The organism is Geodermatophilus nigrescens (genome assembly GCF_900129495.1).
In the GTDB taxonomy this organism is placed as follows: Bacteria; Actinomycetota; Actinomycetes; order Mycobacteriales; family Geodermatophilaceae; genus Geodermatophilus; species Geodermatophilus nigrescens.
Genome location: NZ_FQVX01000006.1, coordinates 130,938 through 147,169, shown reverse-complemented (window position 1 = coordinate 147,169; position 16,232 = coordinate 130,938). Strand labels below are relative to the sequence as shown.

Sequence of the window (16,232 nt, the reverse complement as noted above, 5' to 3'; positions counted from 1 at the left end):
CGTCCCCTGGACGGCGTCCGCGCCGACGACGGGAGTGATCATGTCCGGGTCCACCACCCCCGCGCCCCGCACCACCACCGGTACCGCCGTGCCGTTCTCGGCCACCCCGCCGGCCGCCGGCCTCTACGACCCGGCGAACGACTCGGACGCCTGCGGCGTCGCCTTCGTGGCCGACGCCCGGGGCCGCCGCTCGCGCGAGATCGTGGCCGCGGGCCTCACCGCGCTGCACAACCTCGACCACCGGGGTGCCGCCGGCTCCGAGCCCAACTCCGGCGACGGCGCCGGCATCCTCACCCAGGTGCCCGACGCCCTGCTGCGCGGCAGCGTCGACTTCGACCTGCCGCCGCTGGGCGAGTACTCCGTGGGCATCGCCTTCCTCCCCACCGACGAGGCCGAGCGGGCCGCCCGCTACGCCGACGTCGAGCGGATCGCCGCCGAGGAGGGCCTGACCGTCCTCGGCTGGCGCGACGTGCCGGTCGACCCCGACGGCGCCGACCTCGGCCCGACCGCCCGCGCCGTCATGCCGCACTTCGGCCAGCTGTTCGTCGCCGAGACGATGGGCGCCCGCGCCGACGCCGCGGCCTTCGGCGGCCCGCGCGCGGTCAACGGCGTCACCCGGCTCGAGCGGCGCTCGTTCGTGCTGCGCAAGCGCGCCGAGCGGGAGGCCCGCGAGGCCGGCAGCTCGCTCTACGTCGTCTCGCTGTCCAGCCGCACCATCACCTACAAGGGCATGCTGACCACCGACCAGCTGCCCGCGTTCTTCCCCGACCTGCGCGACGAGCGCTACGAGTCGGCGATCGCGCTGGTGCACAGCCGGTTCTCCACCAACACCTTCCCGAGCTGGCCGCTGGCCCACCCGTTCCGGTTCATCGCCCACAACGGCGAGATCAACACGATCAAGGGCAACCGCAACCGGATGCGCGCCCGCGAGGCCAAGCTCGAGACCGAGCTGTTCGACGGCCCCGCCGGCCCCGCCACCGAGCTCGGCCTGGAGCGGATCTTCCCGGTCACCGCCAGCGACTTCAGCGACTCGGCGACCTTCGACGAGGTGCTCGAGCTCCTGCACCTGTCGGGCCGCTCCCTGCCGCACGCGGTGCTGATGATGATCCCGGAGGCGTGGGAGAACCACGACGAGATGGACCCGGCCCGCCGGGCCTTCTACCGGTTCCACTCCTCGATCATGGAGCCCTGGGACGGGCCGGCCTGCGTCGCGTTCACCGACGGCACGCTCATCGGCGCCGTCCTCGACCGCAACGGCCTGCGCCCGGGCCGCTGGTGGCGCACCCGTGACGACCTCGTCGTCCTGGCCAGCGAGGCCGGCGTGCTCGACATCCCGGCGAGCGACGTCGTCGCCAAGGGCCGGCTGCAGCCGGGCCGGATGTTCCTCGTCGACACCGCCTCCGGGCGCATCGTCTCCGACGAGGACGTCAAGGGCGCCCTGGCCGCCGAGCACCCCTACGAGGACTGGCTGCACGCCGGCCTCGTGCACCTGCCCTCGCTGCCCGAGCGGCGGCGCGCGCGGCCCAGCCACGAGTCCGTCGTCCGCCGGCAGCTGCTCTTCGGTTACACCGAGGAGGACCTCCGCGTCCTGCTCACCCCGATGGCGTCCTCGGGCGCCGAGCCGATCGGCTCCATGGGCACCGACACCCCGATCGCGGCGCTGTCGGACCGCTCCCGGCAGCTCTACGACTACTTCGGGCAGCTGTTCGCCCAGGTGACCAACCCGCCGCTGGACGCCATCCGCGAGGAGCTGGTGACCAGCCTGGGCCGCACCTTCGGCCCGGAGCAGAACCTGCTCACCGCCACCCCGGCGTCGTGCCGGCAGGTGTACCTGCCCTACCCGGTCATCGACAACGACGAGCTGGCCAAGATCCTGCACATCGACGACGACGGCGACCTGCCCGGCTTCGCCGCCGTCCGGATCACCGGCCACTTCGACGTCACCGGCGGCGGCCCCGCGCTGGTGCAGGCGATCGAGGACCTGCGCACCAAGGTCAGCAAGGCCATCTCGGCCGGCGCCCGGGTGATCGTGCTGTCCGACCGCGACTGCGACGAGAAGCGCGCCCCCATCCCGTCGCTGCTCATGACGGCCGCCGTCCACCACCACCTGGTGCGCGAGCGGACCCGCATGGAGGTCGGCCTGGTCGTCGAGTCCGGCGACTGCCGCGAGGTGCACCACGTCGCGCTGCTGCTCGGCTACGGCGCGGCCGCGGTCAACCCCTACCTCGCGTTCGAGTCCATCGAGGACCTCATCCGCGACGGCGTCCTCACCGGCGTGCAGCCGGCGCAGGCCGTGCGCAACGTGGTCAAGGCGCTGGGCAAGGGCGTCCTCAAGGTCATGAGCAAGATGGGCATCAGCACCGTCGGCTCGTACACGATGGCGCAGATCTTCGAGGCCGTCGGCCTGTCGCAGGACGTCGTCGACGAGTACTTCACCGGCACCTCGTGCCCCCTCGGCGGCGTCGGTGTCGACGTCCTCGCCGAGGAGGTCGCCATGCGGCACCGCCGCGCCTACCCGGAGAACCCGACCGAGCGGGCGCACCGCCGGCTGGAGACCGGCGGCGAGTACCAGTGGCGCCGCGAGGGCGAGGTGCACCTGTTCAACCCCGAGACGGTGTTCCTGCTCCAGCACGCCACCCGCTCGCGGCAGTTCGAGGTGTTCCAGCGCTACACGGAGACCGTCGACCAGCTGTCGGAGGAGGCCGGCACGCTGCGCGGCCTGTTCTCGATCAGGACGGGCGAGCGCCCGCCGGTGCCGATCGAGGAGGTCGAGCCGGTCAGCGAGATCGTCAAGCGCTTCCAGACCGGCGCGATGAGCTACGGCTCCATCTCGCAGGAGGCGCACGAGACCCTCGCGATCGCCATGAACCGGCTGGGCGGCAAGTCCAACACCGGTGAGGGCGGCGAGGACCCCGACCGCTTCGTGCCCGACCCGAACGGCGACCTGCGCCGCTCGGCGATCAAGCAGGTGGCCAGCGGCCGCTTCGGCGTCACCAGCGAGTACCTGGTCAACGCCGACGACATCCAGATCAAGATGGCGCAGGGCGCCAAGCCCGGCGAGGGCGGCCAGCTGCCCGGCGGCAAGGTCTACCCGTGGGTGGCCCGCACCCGGCACTCGACGCCGGGCGTCGGCCTGATCAGCCCGCCGCCGCACCACGACATCTACTCGATCGAGGACCTCAAGCAGCTCATCCACGACCTCAAGAACGCGAACGACGGGGCGCGGATCAACGTCAAGCTCGTCGCCGAGGTCGGCGTCGGGACGGTCGCGGCGGGCGTCAGCAAGGCGCACGCCGACGTCGTGCTCATCTCCGGGCACGACGGCGGCACCGGCGCCGCCCCGCTGACCTCGCTGAAGCACGCGGGCTCGCCGTGGGAGCTCGGTCTCGCCGAGACGCAGCAGACGCTGCTGGCCAACGGGCTGCGCGACCGGATCGTGGTGCAGGCCGACGGGCAGATGAAGACCGGCCGCGACGTCGTCATCGCGATGCTGCTCGGCGCCGAGGAGTACGGCTTCGCCACCGCCCCGCTGGTCGTCTCCGGCTGCGTGATGATGCGGGTCTGCCACCTCGACACCTGCCCGGTCGGCGTGGCCACGCAGAACCCGGAGCTGCGCAAGCGGTTCACCGGGCGGCCGGAGTTCGTCGTGACCTTCTTCGAGTTCCTCGCCGAGCAGGTCCGGCAGCACCTCGCCGAGCTGGGCTTCCGCTCGGTCGACGAGGCGGTCGGCCACAGCGAGCTGCTCGACACCCGGCGCGCGGTCGACCACTGGAAGGCCAGCGGCCTGGACCTCTCGCCGATGCTCGCCCGGCCGGCGCTGCCCGAGGGCGCTGCCCTGCGGGCGGTCCGCACCCAGGACCACGGCCTCGACGTCGCCCTGGACCAGACACTGATCCAGCTGTGCGAGGGCGCCCTGCTCGACGCGCGGCCGGTGCGCCTGGAGCTGCCGGTGCGCAACGTCAACCGCACCGTCGGCACGATGCTCGGCTCGATGGTCACCCGCCGCTTCGGCGGCGAGGGCCTGCCCGACGGCACCATCGACCTGACCTTCACCGGGTCGGCCGGCCAGTCCTTCGGCGCCTTCGTCCCGCGCGGCATCACCATGCGGCTGCTCGGTGACGGCAACGACTACGTCGGCAAGGGCCTGTCCGGCGGGCGGATCGTCGTCCGCCCGGCGCCGGAGGCCACCTTCGCCGCCGAGGACAACGTCATCGCCGGCAACGTGATCGGCTACGGCGCCACCAGCGGGGAGATCTTCCTGCGCGGGCGGGTCGGTGAGCGGTTCTGCGTGCGCAACTCCGGCGCGCTGGCCGTCGTCGAGGGCGTCGGCGACCACGCGCTGGAGTACATGACCGGCGGCCGCGCGGTGATCCTCGGGCCCACCGGGCGCAACGTGGCGGCCGGCATGTCCGGCGGCGTCGGCTACGTCCTCGACCTCGCCCGGCACCGGGTGAACACCGAGATGGTCGACGTCGAGCCGCTGGACGGGGAGTCGTCGCAGTGGCTGCGCGAGGTCCTGGTGCGCTACCAGGCCGAGACCGAGTCGCCGGTGGCCGGCGCCCTGCTGGCCGACTGGGGCCGCTGGTCCGAGCAGTTCAGCGTGATCATGCCGCGCGACTACCGTCGCGCCCTCGAGGCCCGGCGCGCCGCCGAGGCCGCCGGTACCGACGTCGATCGAGCAGTGATGGAGGCCGCACGTGGCTGACTCCACGGGGTTCCTGAAGTACGAGCGGGCGCTGCCGCCCCGGCGGCCGGTCGACGTCCGCATCCTGGACTGGAAGGACGTCTACCTCTCCCGCCAGAACGGTGAGGACGGCGTCTACCCGGTCGCGGCGCTGCGCCAGCAGGCCGCGCGGTGCATGGACTGCGGCATCCCGTTCTGCCACCACGGCTGCCCGCTGGGCAACCTGATCCCGGAGTGGAACGACCTCGCCCGCCGCGACGACTGGCGCGACGCCATCGAGCGGCTGCACGCGACGAACAACTTCCCGGAGTTCACCGGGAAGCTGTGTCCCGCGCCCTGCGAGGGCTCCTGCGTGCTGAACCTGCAGGACTCACCGGTCACGATCAAGCAGATCGAGTGGGAGATCATCGACCAGGCCTTCGAGCGCGGCCACGTCGAACCGCAGGCCCCGGCCGAGCGCACCGGCAAGAAGGTCGCCGTCGTCGGTTCCGGGCCGGCGGGCCTCGCCGCCGCCCAGCAGCTCACCCGCGCCGGGCACGACGTCACCGTGTACGAGCGGGCCGACAAGGTGGGCGGCCTGCTCCGCTACGGCATCCCCGAGTTCAAGATGGAGAAGGCCGTCCTGGACCGGCGCCTGGACCAGATGCGCGCCGAGGGCACCCGCTTCGTCACCGGCGTCGAGGTCGGCGGGTCGGGGGAGCGGGACCTGTCGGCCGAGCAGCTGCGCGGCGAGTACGACGCCGTCGTCGTGGCCGCGGGCTCGACCATCGGCCGCGACCTGCCCGCGCCGGGCCGGGAGCTCGACGGCATCCACCTGGCCATGGAGTTCCTGCCCTTCGGCAACCGCCAGGCGCTCGGCGAGCTCGACGACCCGCCGATCTCGGCCAAGGGCCTCGACGTCGTCATCATCGGTGGCGGCGACACCGGCGCGGACTGCCTGGGCACCTCGCACCGGCAGGGCGCCCGCTCGGTCACCCAGCTGGAGATCATGCCGGCGCCGCCGGACCAGCGCGCCGAGGGCAACCCCTGGCCGACCTACCCGATGATCATGCGCATCTCCTCCGCGCACGAGGAGGGCGGCGAGCGGCTGTACTCGGTCAACACCGAGCGGTTCCTCGGCGACGAGCAGGGCCGCGTGCGCGCGCTGGTCATCCACGAGGTCGAGCGGGTCGACGGCCGGTTCCAGAAGGTCGAGGGCACCGAGCGCGAGCTCCCCGCGCAGCTCGTCCTGCTGGCCATGGGCTTCACCGGCGTGCAGCGCGAGGGCCTGGTCGAGGCGCTCGGGCTCGAGGTCGACGGGCGCGGCAACGTCGCCCGCGACGGCGAGTTCATGACCACCGTGCCGGGTGTCTTCGTCGCCGGGGACGCGGGCCGCGGCCAGTCGCTCATCGTGTGGGCGATCGCCGAGGGCCGCGCCGCCGCCGGCGCCGTCGACTCCTGGCTGACCGGCAGCTCCATGCTGCCCCGGCCGGTCACCCCGACGGCGGTCGCGCTGAGGTAGTCCGCCGTTCACCAGGACGACACCGGCCAGGGCCGGGTCCCGCGACACCGCGGGGCCCGGCCCTGCCCGTTCCACTTCCGGAAATCTCCGCCGACTAGCGTTCCCCCCATGAGCCGCCGCGCGAAGATCGTCTGCACCCTGGGTCCGGCCACGAGCTCCCTGGAGCAGATCACCGCCCTCGTCGAGTCGGGGATGGACGTCGCCCGGCTCAACTTCAGCCACGGGTCGCACGCCGACCACGAGGCCGCCTACCGCCGCGTGCGGCAGGCCTCCGACGCCACGGGCCACGCCGTCGCCGTCCTCGCCGACCTCCAGGGCCCCAAGATCCGCCTCGGCACGTTCGCGAACGGCCCGGTCACCTGGGTCACCGGCAGCCGGGTCTGCATCACCGTCGAGGACGTCGAGGGCACCGCCGAGCGCGTCTCCACCACCTACAAGGGCCTGGCCAACGACGCCCGCGTGGGCGACCGCCTGCTCGTCGACGACGGCAAGCTCGCCCTCTCCGTCGTCGGCATCGACGGCCCCGACGTCTGGTGCCTGGTCGTCGAGGGCGGCGAGGTCTCCAACAACAAGGGCCTGTCGCTGCCCGGCGTCGCCGTCAGCGTGCCCGCGCTGTCGGAGAAGGACGAGGAGGACCTCCGCTTCGCCCTGCACCTGTCGGTCGACTTCATCGCGCTGTCGTTCGTCCGCTCGCCGGCCGACGTCGAGCTGGTGCGCGACATCATGCGCCAGGAGGACGTCAACGTCCCCGTCATCGCCAAGCTGGAGAAGCCGGAGGCGGTGGCCAACCTGGAGGCCATCGTCGAGGCGTTCGACGGGATCATGGTGGCCCGCGGCGACCTGGGCGTGGAGCTCGCGCTCGAGCAGGTGCCGCTGGTGCAGAAGCGCGCCGTACAGGCCGCCCGTGAGCGCAACAAGCCGGTCATCGTGGCCACCCAGATGCTCGAGTCGATGATCGTCAACTCGCGGCCCACCCGCGCCGAGGCCTCCGACGTCGCCAACGCCGTCCTCGACGGCGCCGACGCCGTGATGCTGTCGGGCGAGACCTCGGTCGGCCGCTACCCGGTCGGGGCGGTCCGCACGATGGACCGCATCATCAGCGCCGTCGAGAGCGACGACCGCTGGGTGCCCGAGCTGGTGCGCCGCTCCCGGTCACGGTCGGGCGCCATCGTGCGCGCGGCCCGCGACATCGGCGAGTCCCTCGACGTCAAGGCGCTGGCCACCTTCACCCAGACCGGCGAGACCGCCCGCCGCCTGGCCGCCCTGCACCCCCGCCAGCCGCTGCTGGCCTTCACCGTCGACGCCCGGGTGCGCAGCCAGCTGGCGCTGTCCTGGGGCGTGGAGACCTTCCTCGTGCCCGCCGTCGAGCACACCGACGACATGGTCGAGCAGGTGGACTTCTCGCTGCTGTCGATCGGGCGGCTGCGGGTCGGCGACCGCGTCGTCGTCGTGGCCGGCAGCCCGCCGAACACCGTCGGCTCGACCAACCTCATCCGGGTGCACGAAGTCGGCACGGACTCGTGACCGGCGGCGGGACCCAGGCCGCCGCCCTCATGACCGTCCTCGACCTCGAGGAGCGGGAGCCCGGCGTCTTCGTCGGGCAGACGCCGACGACGACGCTGCAGCGCATCTTCGGCGGGCAGGTCGCCGGTCAGGCGCTGATGGCCGCCGTCCGCACCGTGCCGGCGGGGAGGGGCGTGCACTCGCTGCACTCCTACTTCCTGCGGCCCGGTGACCCGCACGAGGAGCTGCGCTACACCGTCGAGCGGATCCGCGACGGCCGCTCCTTCTCCACGCGGCGGGTGATCGCCCACCAGCGCCGCCGCGGCGAGGAGGTCGCCGTCTTCGCGCTGACTGCCGACTTCCACGCCGGGGAGACCGCCGTCGTCGCCCACGCCAGGCCCATGCCCGGCGTGCCCCGTCCCGACGGCCTGGCCTCGCTCGCCGAGCACGCCGCCGGGCACGGCGCGGTGGCCGCCCCGGCGCTGGAGATCAGCCGGGCGGTCGAGCAGCGGCCGCTGGCCGACCCGTTCGCGCCGGAGCCAAAGTCACCGCCGGACACCCGGTCGCACGCCTGGTTCCGGGTGGCCGGGCGGCTGCCGGAGGACCCCGGGGTGCACGCGGCCGCGCTGACCTTCGTCAGCGACCTGACGTTGCTGTCGGCGGGCCTGGCGCGCGAGGGTGGCGGCTGGGGCGGCCGCTACGTCGGGGCGAGCCTCGACCACGCCGTCTGGTTCCACGCGCCGGTGCAGGCCGACGAGTGGTTCCTCTACGAGACCGACAGCCCCGCGGCCTCGGCCGGCCGCGCGCTGTGCTTCGGCAGCATCTGGGCCGCCGACGGCACGCACGTGGCCACCGTGGCCCAGGAGGGGCTCATCCGGTCACTGGGGGAGTAGCCGCCGGCTCGGCGTCCTCCCGGGGCTCCCGGTCCGCGGGCTCCTGGTTCTCGGGCTCCGCGGCCGGCTCCTCCCGGCCCGGCTGCTGCTGCGCGGCCTCGCGCTCGGCGGCCTCGCGCTCGACGGCCTCCTGCTCGGCGGCGTGCCGGCGGGCCGCCTCCTCCTCGGCGGCCCGGCGCTCGGCCTCCTTGCGCTCGGCCTCGGCCCGGGCGCGCTCGGCGGCCTGCTCGGCGAAGTCGGCGGCCAGCCAGTCGTGGCCCTCGCACAGCAGTGCCCACGCCCGCTCGACGTGCGCCCGCGTCGTCGTCGGGGCACCGATCGCCACCCGCAGCACCACCTGCCCGCGGACGGTGGTGTGGGTCAGGAACACCTCGCCGCCGTCGTTGAGCCGCTCGAGCAGCGTCATGGTGGCCACGTCGGCGTCGACGTCGGCCGGCCAGCGCGGCTTCAGGCACACCAGCGACAGCGGGTGCGGGGTGGCGACGTCGAAGCGGTCGTCGTCGCGGGCCCACCCAGCCAGCTCCTGCGCCAGCGCGACGCCGGACCGCACGTGCGCCCGCAGCCCCTCGGCGCCGTACCAGCGCACCACCGACCACAGCTTCAGCGCCCGGAACCGCCGCCCGAGCTCGATCTGCCAGTCGCGGTAGTCGACGACGGCGCCGGCCTCGGTGGCCGCGTTGCGCAGGTACTCGGGGAGGATCGCCAGCGCGCCGGTGAGGGCGGCCCGGTCGGCGACCCAGAAGAGGGTGGCGTCGAAGCCGGTGAGCAGCCACTTGTGCGCGTCGGTGGTGTAGCTGTCGGCCTCCTCGACGCCGGCCTGCAGGTGCCGCAGCTCCGGCGCGACGGCGCTCACGCCCCCGTAGGCGGCGTCGACGTGCAGCCACGCGCCGTACCGCCGGCAGACCTCCCCGATGGCGGCGAGCGGGTCGACGGCGGTGGTCGACGTCGTGCCCACCGTCGCGCACACCAGCACCGGCCGGTACCCGCGGGCGGTGTCGCGCTCCAGCCGCGCCGCCAGGGCCGCCGGGCGCATCGCGAGGTCGCCGTCGACCTCGACGATCCGGATGGCGTCGGTGCCGAGGCCGGCGATCCGGACGGCCTTCTCCATCGACGAGTGCGTCTCGGAGGAGACGTAGACCGTGTACTCCTCGGGCAGCACGCCGTGCCGGACGGTGGCGCCGCCGCTGGCCCGGTGCAGCGCGGCGAGCAGCGCCACGAGGTTCGCCCCGGAGCTGGAGTCCTGGACGACGCCGCCGCCGGTGCCGGTGCTGCGGAAGGACTCGGGCAGCGCGAGGAGCTCGGCGAACCAGTCCAGGACGTGCTGCTCGAGCTCGGTGGCCGCGGGGCTGGTCACCCACGACATCCCCTGCACGCCGAGGCCCGCCGACAGCAGGTCGCCGAGGACGGAGGGCCCGGAGGTGTTGGCCGGGAAGTAGGCGAGGAAGCCGGGGTGCTGCCAGTGCGTGACGCCGGGCAGGAGCACGCGGTCGAGGTCGGCGAGGACGGCGGAGAACGGCTCGCCCTGCTCGGGGGCCGACGGCGGGAGCGCGGCGCGCACGTCGCCGGGGGCCACCCGCGAGCGGACGGGGAAGGACTCCAGCCGGGACCAGTAGTCGGCGATCCAGTCGACCACCTCGTGACCGTGCTGCCGGAACTGCTCGGGGGTCATGTGGGGGACGGGCTCGCTCACTCCGTCACCGTATTGGGTGGTCCGGACGCGGCGGCGCAGCCGCCCTGGCACGGTGCCCCCGGTGCGACTCGAACGCACACTGCGCGGGTTTTGAATCCGCTCCCTCTGCCGATTGGGGTACGGGGGCCGCCCGCCGCGACCGAGGTCACGGCGCGGCCAGCCTAACCGGCGGGCCTCTCCCGGCCGTCGTGACTAGGCTCTCCGCCCGTGAGCAGCGAGCCGACCCGGGTCCTCATCGCCGAGGACGAGGCACTCATCCGCCTCGACCTCAAGGAGATGCTGGAGGAGGAGGGGTACGTCGTCGTCGGCGAGGCGGGGGACGGCCAGACGGCCGTCGACCGCGCCCGCGAACTGACGCCGGACCTCGTCATCCTCGACATCCAGATGCCGGTCCTCGACGGCCTGGCCGCCGCCGAGCAGATCGCCTCCGACCGCATCGCCCCCGTCATCGTGCTCACCGCCTTCAGCCAGCGGGAGTTGGTCGAGCGGGCCCGCGACGCCGGCGCGATGGCCTACCTGGTCAAGCCGTTCTCCAAGAACGACCTGGTGCCGGCCATCGAGGTCGCCCGCGCCCGGTTCACCGAGATCTCCGCCCTCGACGACGAGGTCCGCACGCTCGAGGAGCGCCTGGAGGCCCGCAAGGTCGTGGAGAAGGCCAAGGGCCGGCTCATGGCCGAGCAGGGGATGACCGAGGCCGAGGCCTTCCGGTGGATCCAGCGCACCGCCATGAACGAGCGCACCTCGATGAAGGCACTGGCCGAGCGCGTCCTCGCCACCGACGCGGCGGCTGCGGAGGGTGCACCCTCCTGAGGGACGCCGTAACCCGCCCGGAACAGGGGAGGTCACGACCTAATCACGGTCCACTGGCCTCCCCTTCCGCTCCCTATGGCAGCGGTTACGTTCTCCGGACTGACGGGGCCTGGGCGCTCGCGCCCGGCCCGCCGGACCGACGTACGACAACTGGGAGTTGCTGGATGCGCACGCGTACCTACGCCCGCAGCATCGCCGTCACGTCTGCCGCTCTCGTCGCCCTCACCGCCTGTGGCGGCGGGAGCGACGACAGCGGTGGCGGCTCGGGCGGAGACGCCTCGGGTGACGCCGAGAAGCAGGTCAACATCTACGGGACCGACGGCAACATGGGCAACGCGCTCGGTGAGGACTTCACCGAGCAGGGTTCCCTGGCCGGCATGAAGGGCACGACGCCCCTCACCGAGCTCGGTTCCGACTTCACCGACCGGCTCCTCGAGGTCGACCCCGCCCTGCAGGACTACAACTACGCGGGCGAGACCTACGACGCGGTGATCGTCACCGCCCTGGCCGCCCAGGCCGCGGGCACCAACGACGCCAACGTCTTCAAGGCCTACGTCAACGGCATCACCGCCGGTGGCGAGAAGTGCGACAGCTTCCAGGCCTGCCTCGACATCATCAACGCCGGCGGGAACGTCGACTACGACGGCATCTCCGGCCCGCTGGCCTTCACCGACGCCGGTGAGCCGGCCGCGGCGAGCTTCGGCCTGCTGCAGTTCGGCGACGACAACGCGCTGGACAACGACGCCACCGAGTTCGTCATCGCCGGTGACGAGGCCAACGCCACCAGCGACGAGGGCCCGGCCTACGCGCCGGCCGGCGCCACGGGCGGCCCGCTGGTGATCGGCACCCTGCTGCCGCTGACCGGCAACCTGGCCTTCCTCGGCCCGCCGGAGGTCGCCGGCGCCAAGCTGGCGGTCAACGACATCAACGCCGCGGGCGGCGCCCTGGGCGCGCCGGTGCAGCTCGTCGAGGGTGACTCCGGTGACGCCTCGACCGACACCGCCACCCAGACCGTCGACCGGCTGCTGCAGTCCGGCGTCAACGCGATCATCGGTGCGGCGTCCTCGGGCGTGAGCCTCACGGTCATCGACGCCATCACCGGCGCCGGTGTCCTGCAGTTCTCGCCGGCCAACACGTCGGACCAGTTCACGACGTACAACGACAACGGGCTGTACTTCCGCACCGCCCCGCCGGACACGCTGCAGGCCCGCGCCCTCGCCGACCTGATCATCGCCGACGGCAACAACACCGTGGGGATCCTCGCGCTCAACGACCCCTACGGCACCGGCCTCGCCGAGAACACGCTGAACAACCTGGTCAGCGCCGGTCTCTCCGAGGACGACATCGTCAGCGTCACCTACGACCCGCAGGCGGCGAACTTCGACGCCGAGGTCCAGCAGATGGTCGACTTCAACCCCGACGCGATCGTCGTCATCGGGTTCGAGGAGTCCTCGCGGATCCTGCAGGGCCTCAACGACCAGGGCATCGGCCCGCAGCGTTGATCCTGCCGCGGGGCAACCCGCAGCGGTGACCTGAACACCAGGCAGCGGCCCGGTACCCCTCGCGGGGTGCCGGGCCGCTGTCGTGTCCGGGCCCGTGGTGGGCCCGCCGGGGGGCCGCTCGGCCGGCTCCCGCACGCGCCCGACCCCGCCCGACCTCGCGCTGCGGTGCCCGGCCTCGCCCCGCAGCGCGAGGCCGGGCACCACGGCGCGAGGACGGCGGCCCTCCGGCGCCCTGAGCTGCGTCGAGCGCCCCGCGGGCCGTCGTCAGCGCTGCAGGTGTTGCCCCTCGGGCGCCCAGTCGGACGGGCGGCCGCGGTGGTTGGAGAACTCGACCGCCCAGCGCCACCAGCTGCGATCGGGCGCGTGCTCCCAGCGCAGCAGCACCCCGACCTCGCCGCCGGGGAGCAGCACCGGCAGGCCCAGGTGGCTCTCGTCGGGCCAGACCTCGCTGCGCCGCACGCCGCCGTCGGCGAGCTCGAGCAGCGTCACGGGGGAGTAGTCGCCCTCCCGGTCGGCGTCGCCCCGGACGACGACGGTGTCGTCGTCCGCGGTCACGCGGACGCCCAGCCGCGCGGGCGCGGCGTGCACCAGCACGCGGGAGAAGCCACCGGCGGTCAGCGCGCGGCAGAAGTCGAGGCCGTTCATGCCGCCGTCGCGGCTGCGCAGGTCCCAGGTCCAGTTCACGGCCCGTGCCTACCCCGCGGGCTCCCCGGACGCCCACGGACGCCCACGGACGCACAGAGGCCGGCGCCCCCGGAGGGGACGCCGGCCTCTGCCGGTGCTCAGGAGGTCACTGCGCCTTGGCGAGCGTCCCCAGGTAGAGCTCGATGACCTTCGGGTCGGTCATCAGCGACTTGCCCGTGTCGGTGTAGGCGTTGCGGCCCTGGTCGAGCACGTAGCCGCGGTCGCAGATCTGCAGGCAGCGCCGGGCGTTCTGCTCGACCATGATGATCGAGACCCCGGTGGCGTTGATCCGCCGGCAGCGGATGAACACCTCGTCCTGGTAGGCCGGCGACAGGCCGGCCGACGGCTCGTCGAGCAGCAGCACCGACGGGTCCATCATCAGCGCCCGGCCCATGGCGACCATCTGCCGCTCACCGCCGGACAGGGCGCCCGCCTTGCCCTTGCGCCGCTCGCCGAGCAGCGGGAAGAGGTCGATGACGTAGTCGAAGCGCTCCTTGAACGTCTTCGGCCGCAGGTAGACGCCCATCTGCATGTTCTCCTCGATGGTGAGCGAGGGGAACACGTTGTTGTTCTGCGGCACGTAGCCCACGCCCATCGAGACCAGCCGGTGCGCGGGCGCCGAGGTGATCTCCTCGCCGCGCAGCGTCACCGACCCCGAGCGCACGGGGATGAGCCCGAACAGCGTCTTGAGCAGCGTCGACTTGCCGGCGCCGTTGGGGCCGATGATCCCGACGAGCTCGCCGTCCTGCAGGTAGAAGTCGGCGCCCCGCAGGATGTTGACGCCCGGGACGTAGCCGGCGACGAGGTCGTCGGCGCGCACCAGGGCGCCCTCGGCGAGGCGCAGGTGCTCCTCGCGGGTGGCGGCCTTCTCCGCGGGGGAGAGCTCGGTGGTGCCGGCCGCGGCCTCGTCGGCGCGGGTGACGTCCTCGCCGGACTCGTCGACCTGGAACAGCGGGTCGCTCATCGACCGGTCTCCTTGTGCACGTCGGACCCCAGGACCTCGCCGCCGCCGTGCTCCTCGGCGGCGATCTGCGCCTCGGCCTCGGCGAGGACCTGGTCCTCCTCCTCGACGGTCAGCGGGGCGTCGTGGTGGGCGCCGAGGTAGGCGTCGACCACGGCCTGGTTCTGGCTGATGGACTCGGGCGGGCCCTCGGCGATCACGCGGCCGGCGGCCATGACGACCACCCAGTCGCTGATGTCGCGGACGACGTCCATGTCGTGCTCGACGAAGATGACCGTCATGCCCTCCTCGCGGAGGTCCTTGACGTGGCCGAGCAGGCTCTGGGTCAGGGCGGGGTTCACCCCGGCCATCGGCTCGTCGAGCATGACGACCTTCGGGTCGCTCATGAGCGCCCGCGCCATCTCGAGCAGCTTGCGCTGACCGCCGGAGAGGGTGCCGGCGAACTCGTCCTTCTTGGCGTCGAGCTTGAACCGCCGCAGCAGGTCCATCGCCTTGTCGGTGTTCGCCTTCTCCTGGCCCTTCCAGGTCCCGGGCACCAGGGCGCGCAGGAAGCTCTCGCCGCGCTGGCCCTGGGCGCCGAGCAGCATGTTCTGCAGCACGGTGAGCCGGGACAGCGCCTTGGTGAGCTGGAAGGTGCGGACGACGCCGAGCCGGGCGACCTGGTGCGGCGCCAGCTTGCCCAGCGGGCGCCCGTCGAAGCTCCAGGTGCCGGTGTTGGGCTGGTCGAAGCCGGTCAGCAGGTTGAACAGCGTCGTCTTGCCGGCGCCGTTCGGCCCGATCAGGCCGGTGATCCCGCCGCGCTGCACCTCGAGGTGGTCGACGGCGACCGCGGTGAGGCCGCCGAAGGTGCGGGTGACGCCGTCGACGACGATCGCCGGGTCCGGCTTGGCGACGCCGACCTCCCACGGGACGTCGCGCAGCGCGGCCTGGGCCAGTCGCTGCGGCGCCGCGCGGTGGACGCCGCCCTTGTCCAGCGACGCCGCGTGGGCGCCGGCCGGGGTGTTCTCAGCGGGCATCGAGCATCACCTCTCGTCGGTCTCCGAAGATGCCCTGCGGGCGGAAGACCAGCAGCAGCATCAACCCGACACCCACGAGCACGAAGCGGATCTGCGCGACGTCGGTGGAGGACAGCAGGCCCTCGGGGATGATGCCGTTGTCGATGAGCAGCCGCAGACCGGTGTCGGCGAACTGCAGGATGAACAGCAGGATGATCGACCCGACCACCGGACCCAGCACGCGCGCGGCGCCACCGAGGATCAGGGCGGCGTAGGCGAGGAACGTGTTGGCGTTCTGGTACTGGTCGGGGACGGCCGATCCGGTGCCCACGGCGTACACCATCCCACCGAGCGCGCCGAGGATGCCGCCGAGGACCAGCGCCTGCATCTTGTAGACGTAGACGTTCTTGCCCAGGGCGCGGACGGCGTCCTCGTCCTCGCGGATCGACTTGAGCACGCGGCCCCAGGGGCTGCGCATGAGCGCCCAGACGAGCAGGCAGGCCAGGATGACCAGCACCCAGCCGACGACGGCGACCCAGAGCTCGCCGCCGGACCAGCTGGTGCCGAGGATGCGGTAGCGCTCGTTGGTCGCCCACGGGGCGAGGGAGATGAAGTCGCCGTTGAACGACGACAGGCCCCGGGTGCCGTTGGTGACCGGCGTGGCCGACACCGACCGGAACAGCAGCCGCAGGCCCTCCGCCGTCGCGATGGTCGCGATGGCCAGGTAGTCCGCGCGCAGCCGCAGGGTCGGCAGGCCGAGCAGGAGGGCGAGGACGACCGCGGCCGCGAGGCCCACGACGACGCCCACCCAGAAGGGCAGGCCCCACTGGCTGACCGAGATCGCGATGCCGAAGCCGCCCAGCAGGGCGAACGCGATCTGACCGAAGTTCAGCAGGCCGGCGTAGCCGAACTGCACGTTGATGCCGATGGCCAGCAGGGCGAAGAAGATCGCCTGGAAGCCGAGGCCGGCCTTGAGGGCGACGGCCAGGGCGTCGATGAGGTCACCCAT

The 16,232-nt window shown here is 73.0% G+C and carries 11 protein-coding genes and 1 tRNA gene; 6 read left to right on the top strand and 6 right to left on the bottom strand.

What is annotated here, in order from left to right:
- Positions 1 to 40 precede the first annotated feature (40 nt).
- From gltB to BUE37_RS22160, 4 genes are all read left to right on the top strand, one after another.
- Positions 41 to 4,705, top strand: a complete 4,665-nt coding sequence (gene gltB / locus BUE37_RS22175; protein WP_245794878.1) for a glutamate synthase large subunit — start codon at positions 41 to 43, stop codon at positions 4,703 to 4,705.
- Positions 4,698 to 6,185: a glutamate synthase subunit beta gene (locus BUE37_RS22170; protein ID WP_073422608.1), complete on the top strand. Its 1,488-nt coding sequence runs from the start codon at positions 4,698 to 4,700 to the stop codon at positions 6,183 to 6,185. The genes gltB and BUE37_RS22170 overlap by 8 nt, the downstream gene beginning before the upstream one ends.
- Positions 6,186 to 6,293: 108 nt before the next feature.
- Positions 6,294 to 7,709 carry a pyruvate kinase gene (gene pyk, locus BUE37_RS22165; RefSeq protein WP_073422607.1) on the top strand — a complete coding sequence of 472 codons (1,416 nt, stop codon included), beginning with the start codon at positions 6,294 to 6,296 and terminating at the stop codon, positions 7,707 to 7,709.
- On the top strand, positions 7,706 to 8,581 hold the full coding sequence (locus BUE37_RS22160) for an acyl-CoA thioesterase (RefSeq protein WP_073422606.1): 876 nt from the start codon (positions 7,706 to 7,708) through the stop codon (positions 8,579 to 8,581). Before pyk ends, BUE37_RS22160 begins: the two co-directional genes overlap by 4 nt.
- On the opposite strand, the gene BUE37_RS22155 is transcribed toward BUE37_RS22160, so the two are convergent.
- Together BUE37_RS22155 and BUE37_RS22150 are read right to left on the bottom strand one after the other, a co-directional pair.
- Positions 8,559 to 10,271, bottom strand: a complete 1,713-nt coding sequence (locus BUE37_RS22155) for an aminotransferase class V-fold PLP-dependent enzyme (RefSeq protein ID WP_083629019.1) — start codon at positions 10,269 to 10,271, stop codon at positions 8,559 to 8,561. The genes BUE37_RS22160 and BUE37_RS22155 overlap by 23 nt on opposite strands.
- Before the next feature lie 53 nt (positions 10,272 to 10,324).
- A tRNA-Leu gene (locus tag BUE37_RS22150) sits at positions 10,325 to 10,398 on the bottom strand.
- An 80-nt stretch (positions 10,399 to 10,478) separates the two neighbouring features.
- Here BUE37_RS22150 and BUE37_RS22145 point away from each other — a divergent pair.
- A complete protein-coding gene (locus BUE37_RS22145; protein ID WP_073422605.1) occupies positions 10,479 to 11,081 on the top strand; it encodes an ANTAR domain-containing response regulator in 603 nt (200 codons plus the stop codon).
- A gap of 164 nt (positions 11,082 to 11,245) precedes the next feature.
- Positions 11,246 to 12,583 carry an ABC transporter substrate-binding protein gene (locus tag BUE37_RS22140; protein ID WP_073422604.1) on the top strand — a complete coding sequence of 446 codons (1,338 nt, stop codon included), beginning with the start codon at positions 11,246 to 11,248 and terminating at the stop codon, positions 12,581 to 12,583.
- A gap of 264 nt (positions 12,584 to 12,847) precedes the next feature.
- Here the strand turns inward: BUE37_RS22140 and BUE37_RS22135 are convergent, their stop codons facing one another.
- From BUE37_RS22135 to BUE37_RS22120, 4 genes are all read right to left on the bottom strand, one after another.
- The gene (locus BUE37_RS22135; RefSeq protein WP_073422603.1) at positions 12,848 to 13,267 is read right to left on the bottom strand and encodes a DUF7712 family protein; all 420 of its coding nucleotides are present in this window, start codon (positions 13,265 to 13,267) and stop codon (positions 12,848 to 12,850) included.
- Positions 13,268 to 13,373: 106 nt separating this feature from the next.
- The gene (locus BUE37_RS22130; protein WP_217651352.1) at positions 13,374 to 14,231 is read right to left on the bottom strand and encodes an ABC transporter ATP-binding protein; all 858 of its coding nucleotides are present in this window, start codon (positions 14,229 to 14,231) and stop codon (positions 13,374 to 13,376) included.
- Complete coding sequence (locus tag BUE37_RS22125; protein WP_083629018.1) at positions 14,228 to 15,244, bottom strand: ABC transporter ATP-binding protein; 1,017 nt, start codon at positions 15,242 to 15,244, stop codon at positions 14,228 to 14,230. Before BUE37_RS22125 ends, BUE37_RS22130 begins: the two co-directional genes overlap by 4 nt.
- Entirely contained in the window at positions 15,234 to 16,232 is a 999-nt protein-coding gene (locus BUE37_RS22120) for a branched-chain amino acid ABC transporter permease (RefSeq protein WP_073422602.1), read from the bottom strand. Before BUE37_RS22120 ends, BUE37_RS22125 begins: the two co-directional genes overlap by 11 nt.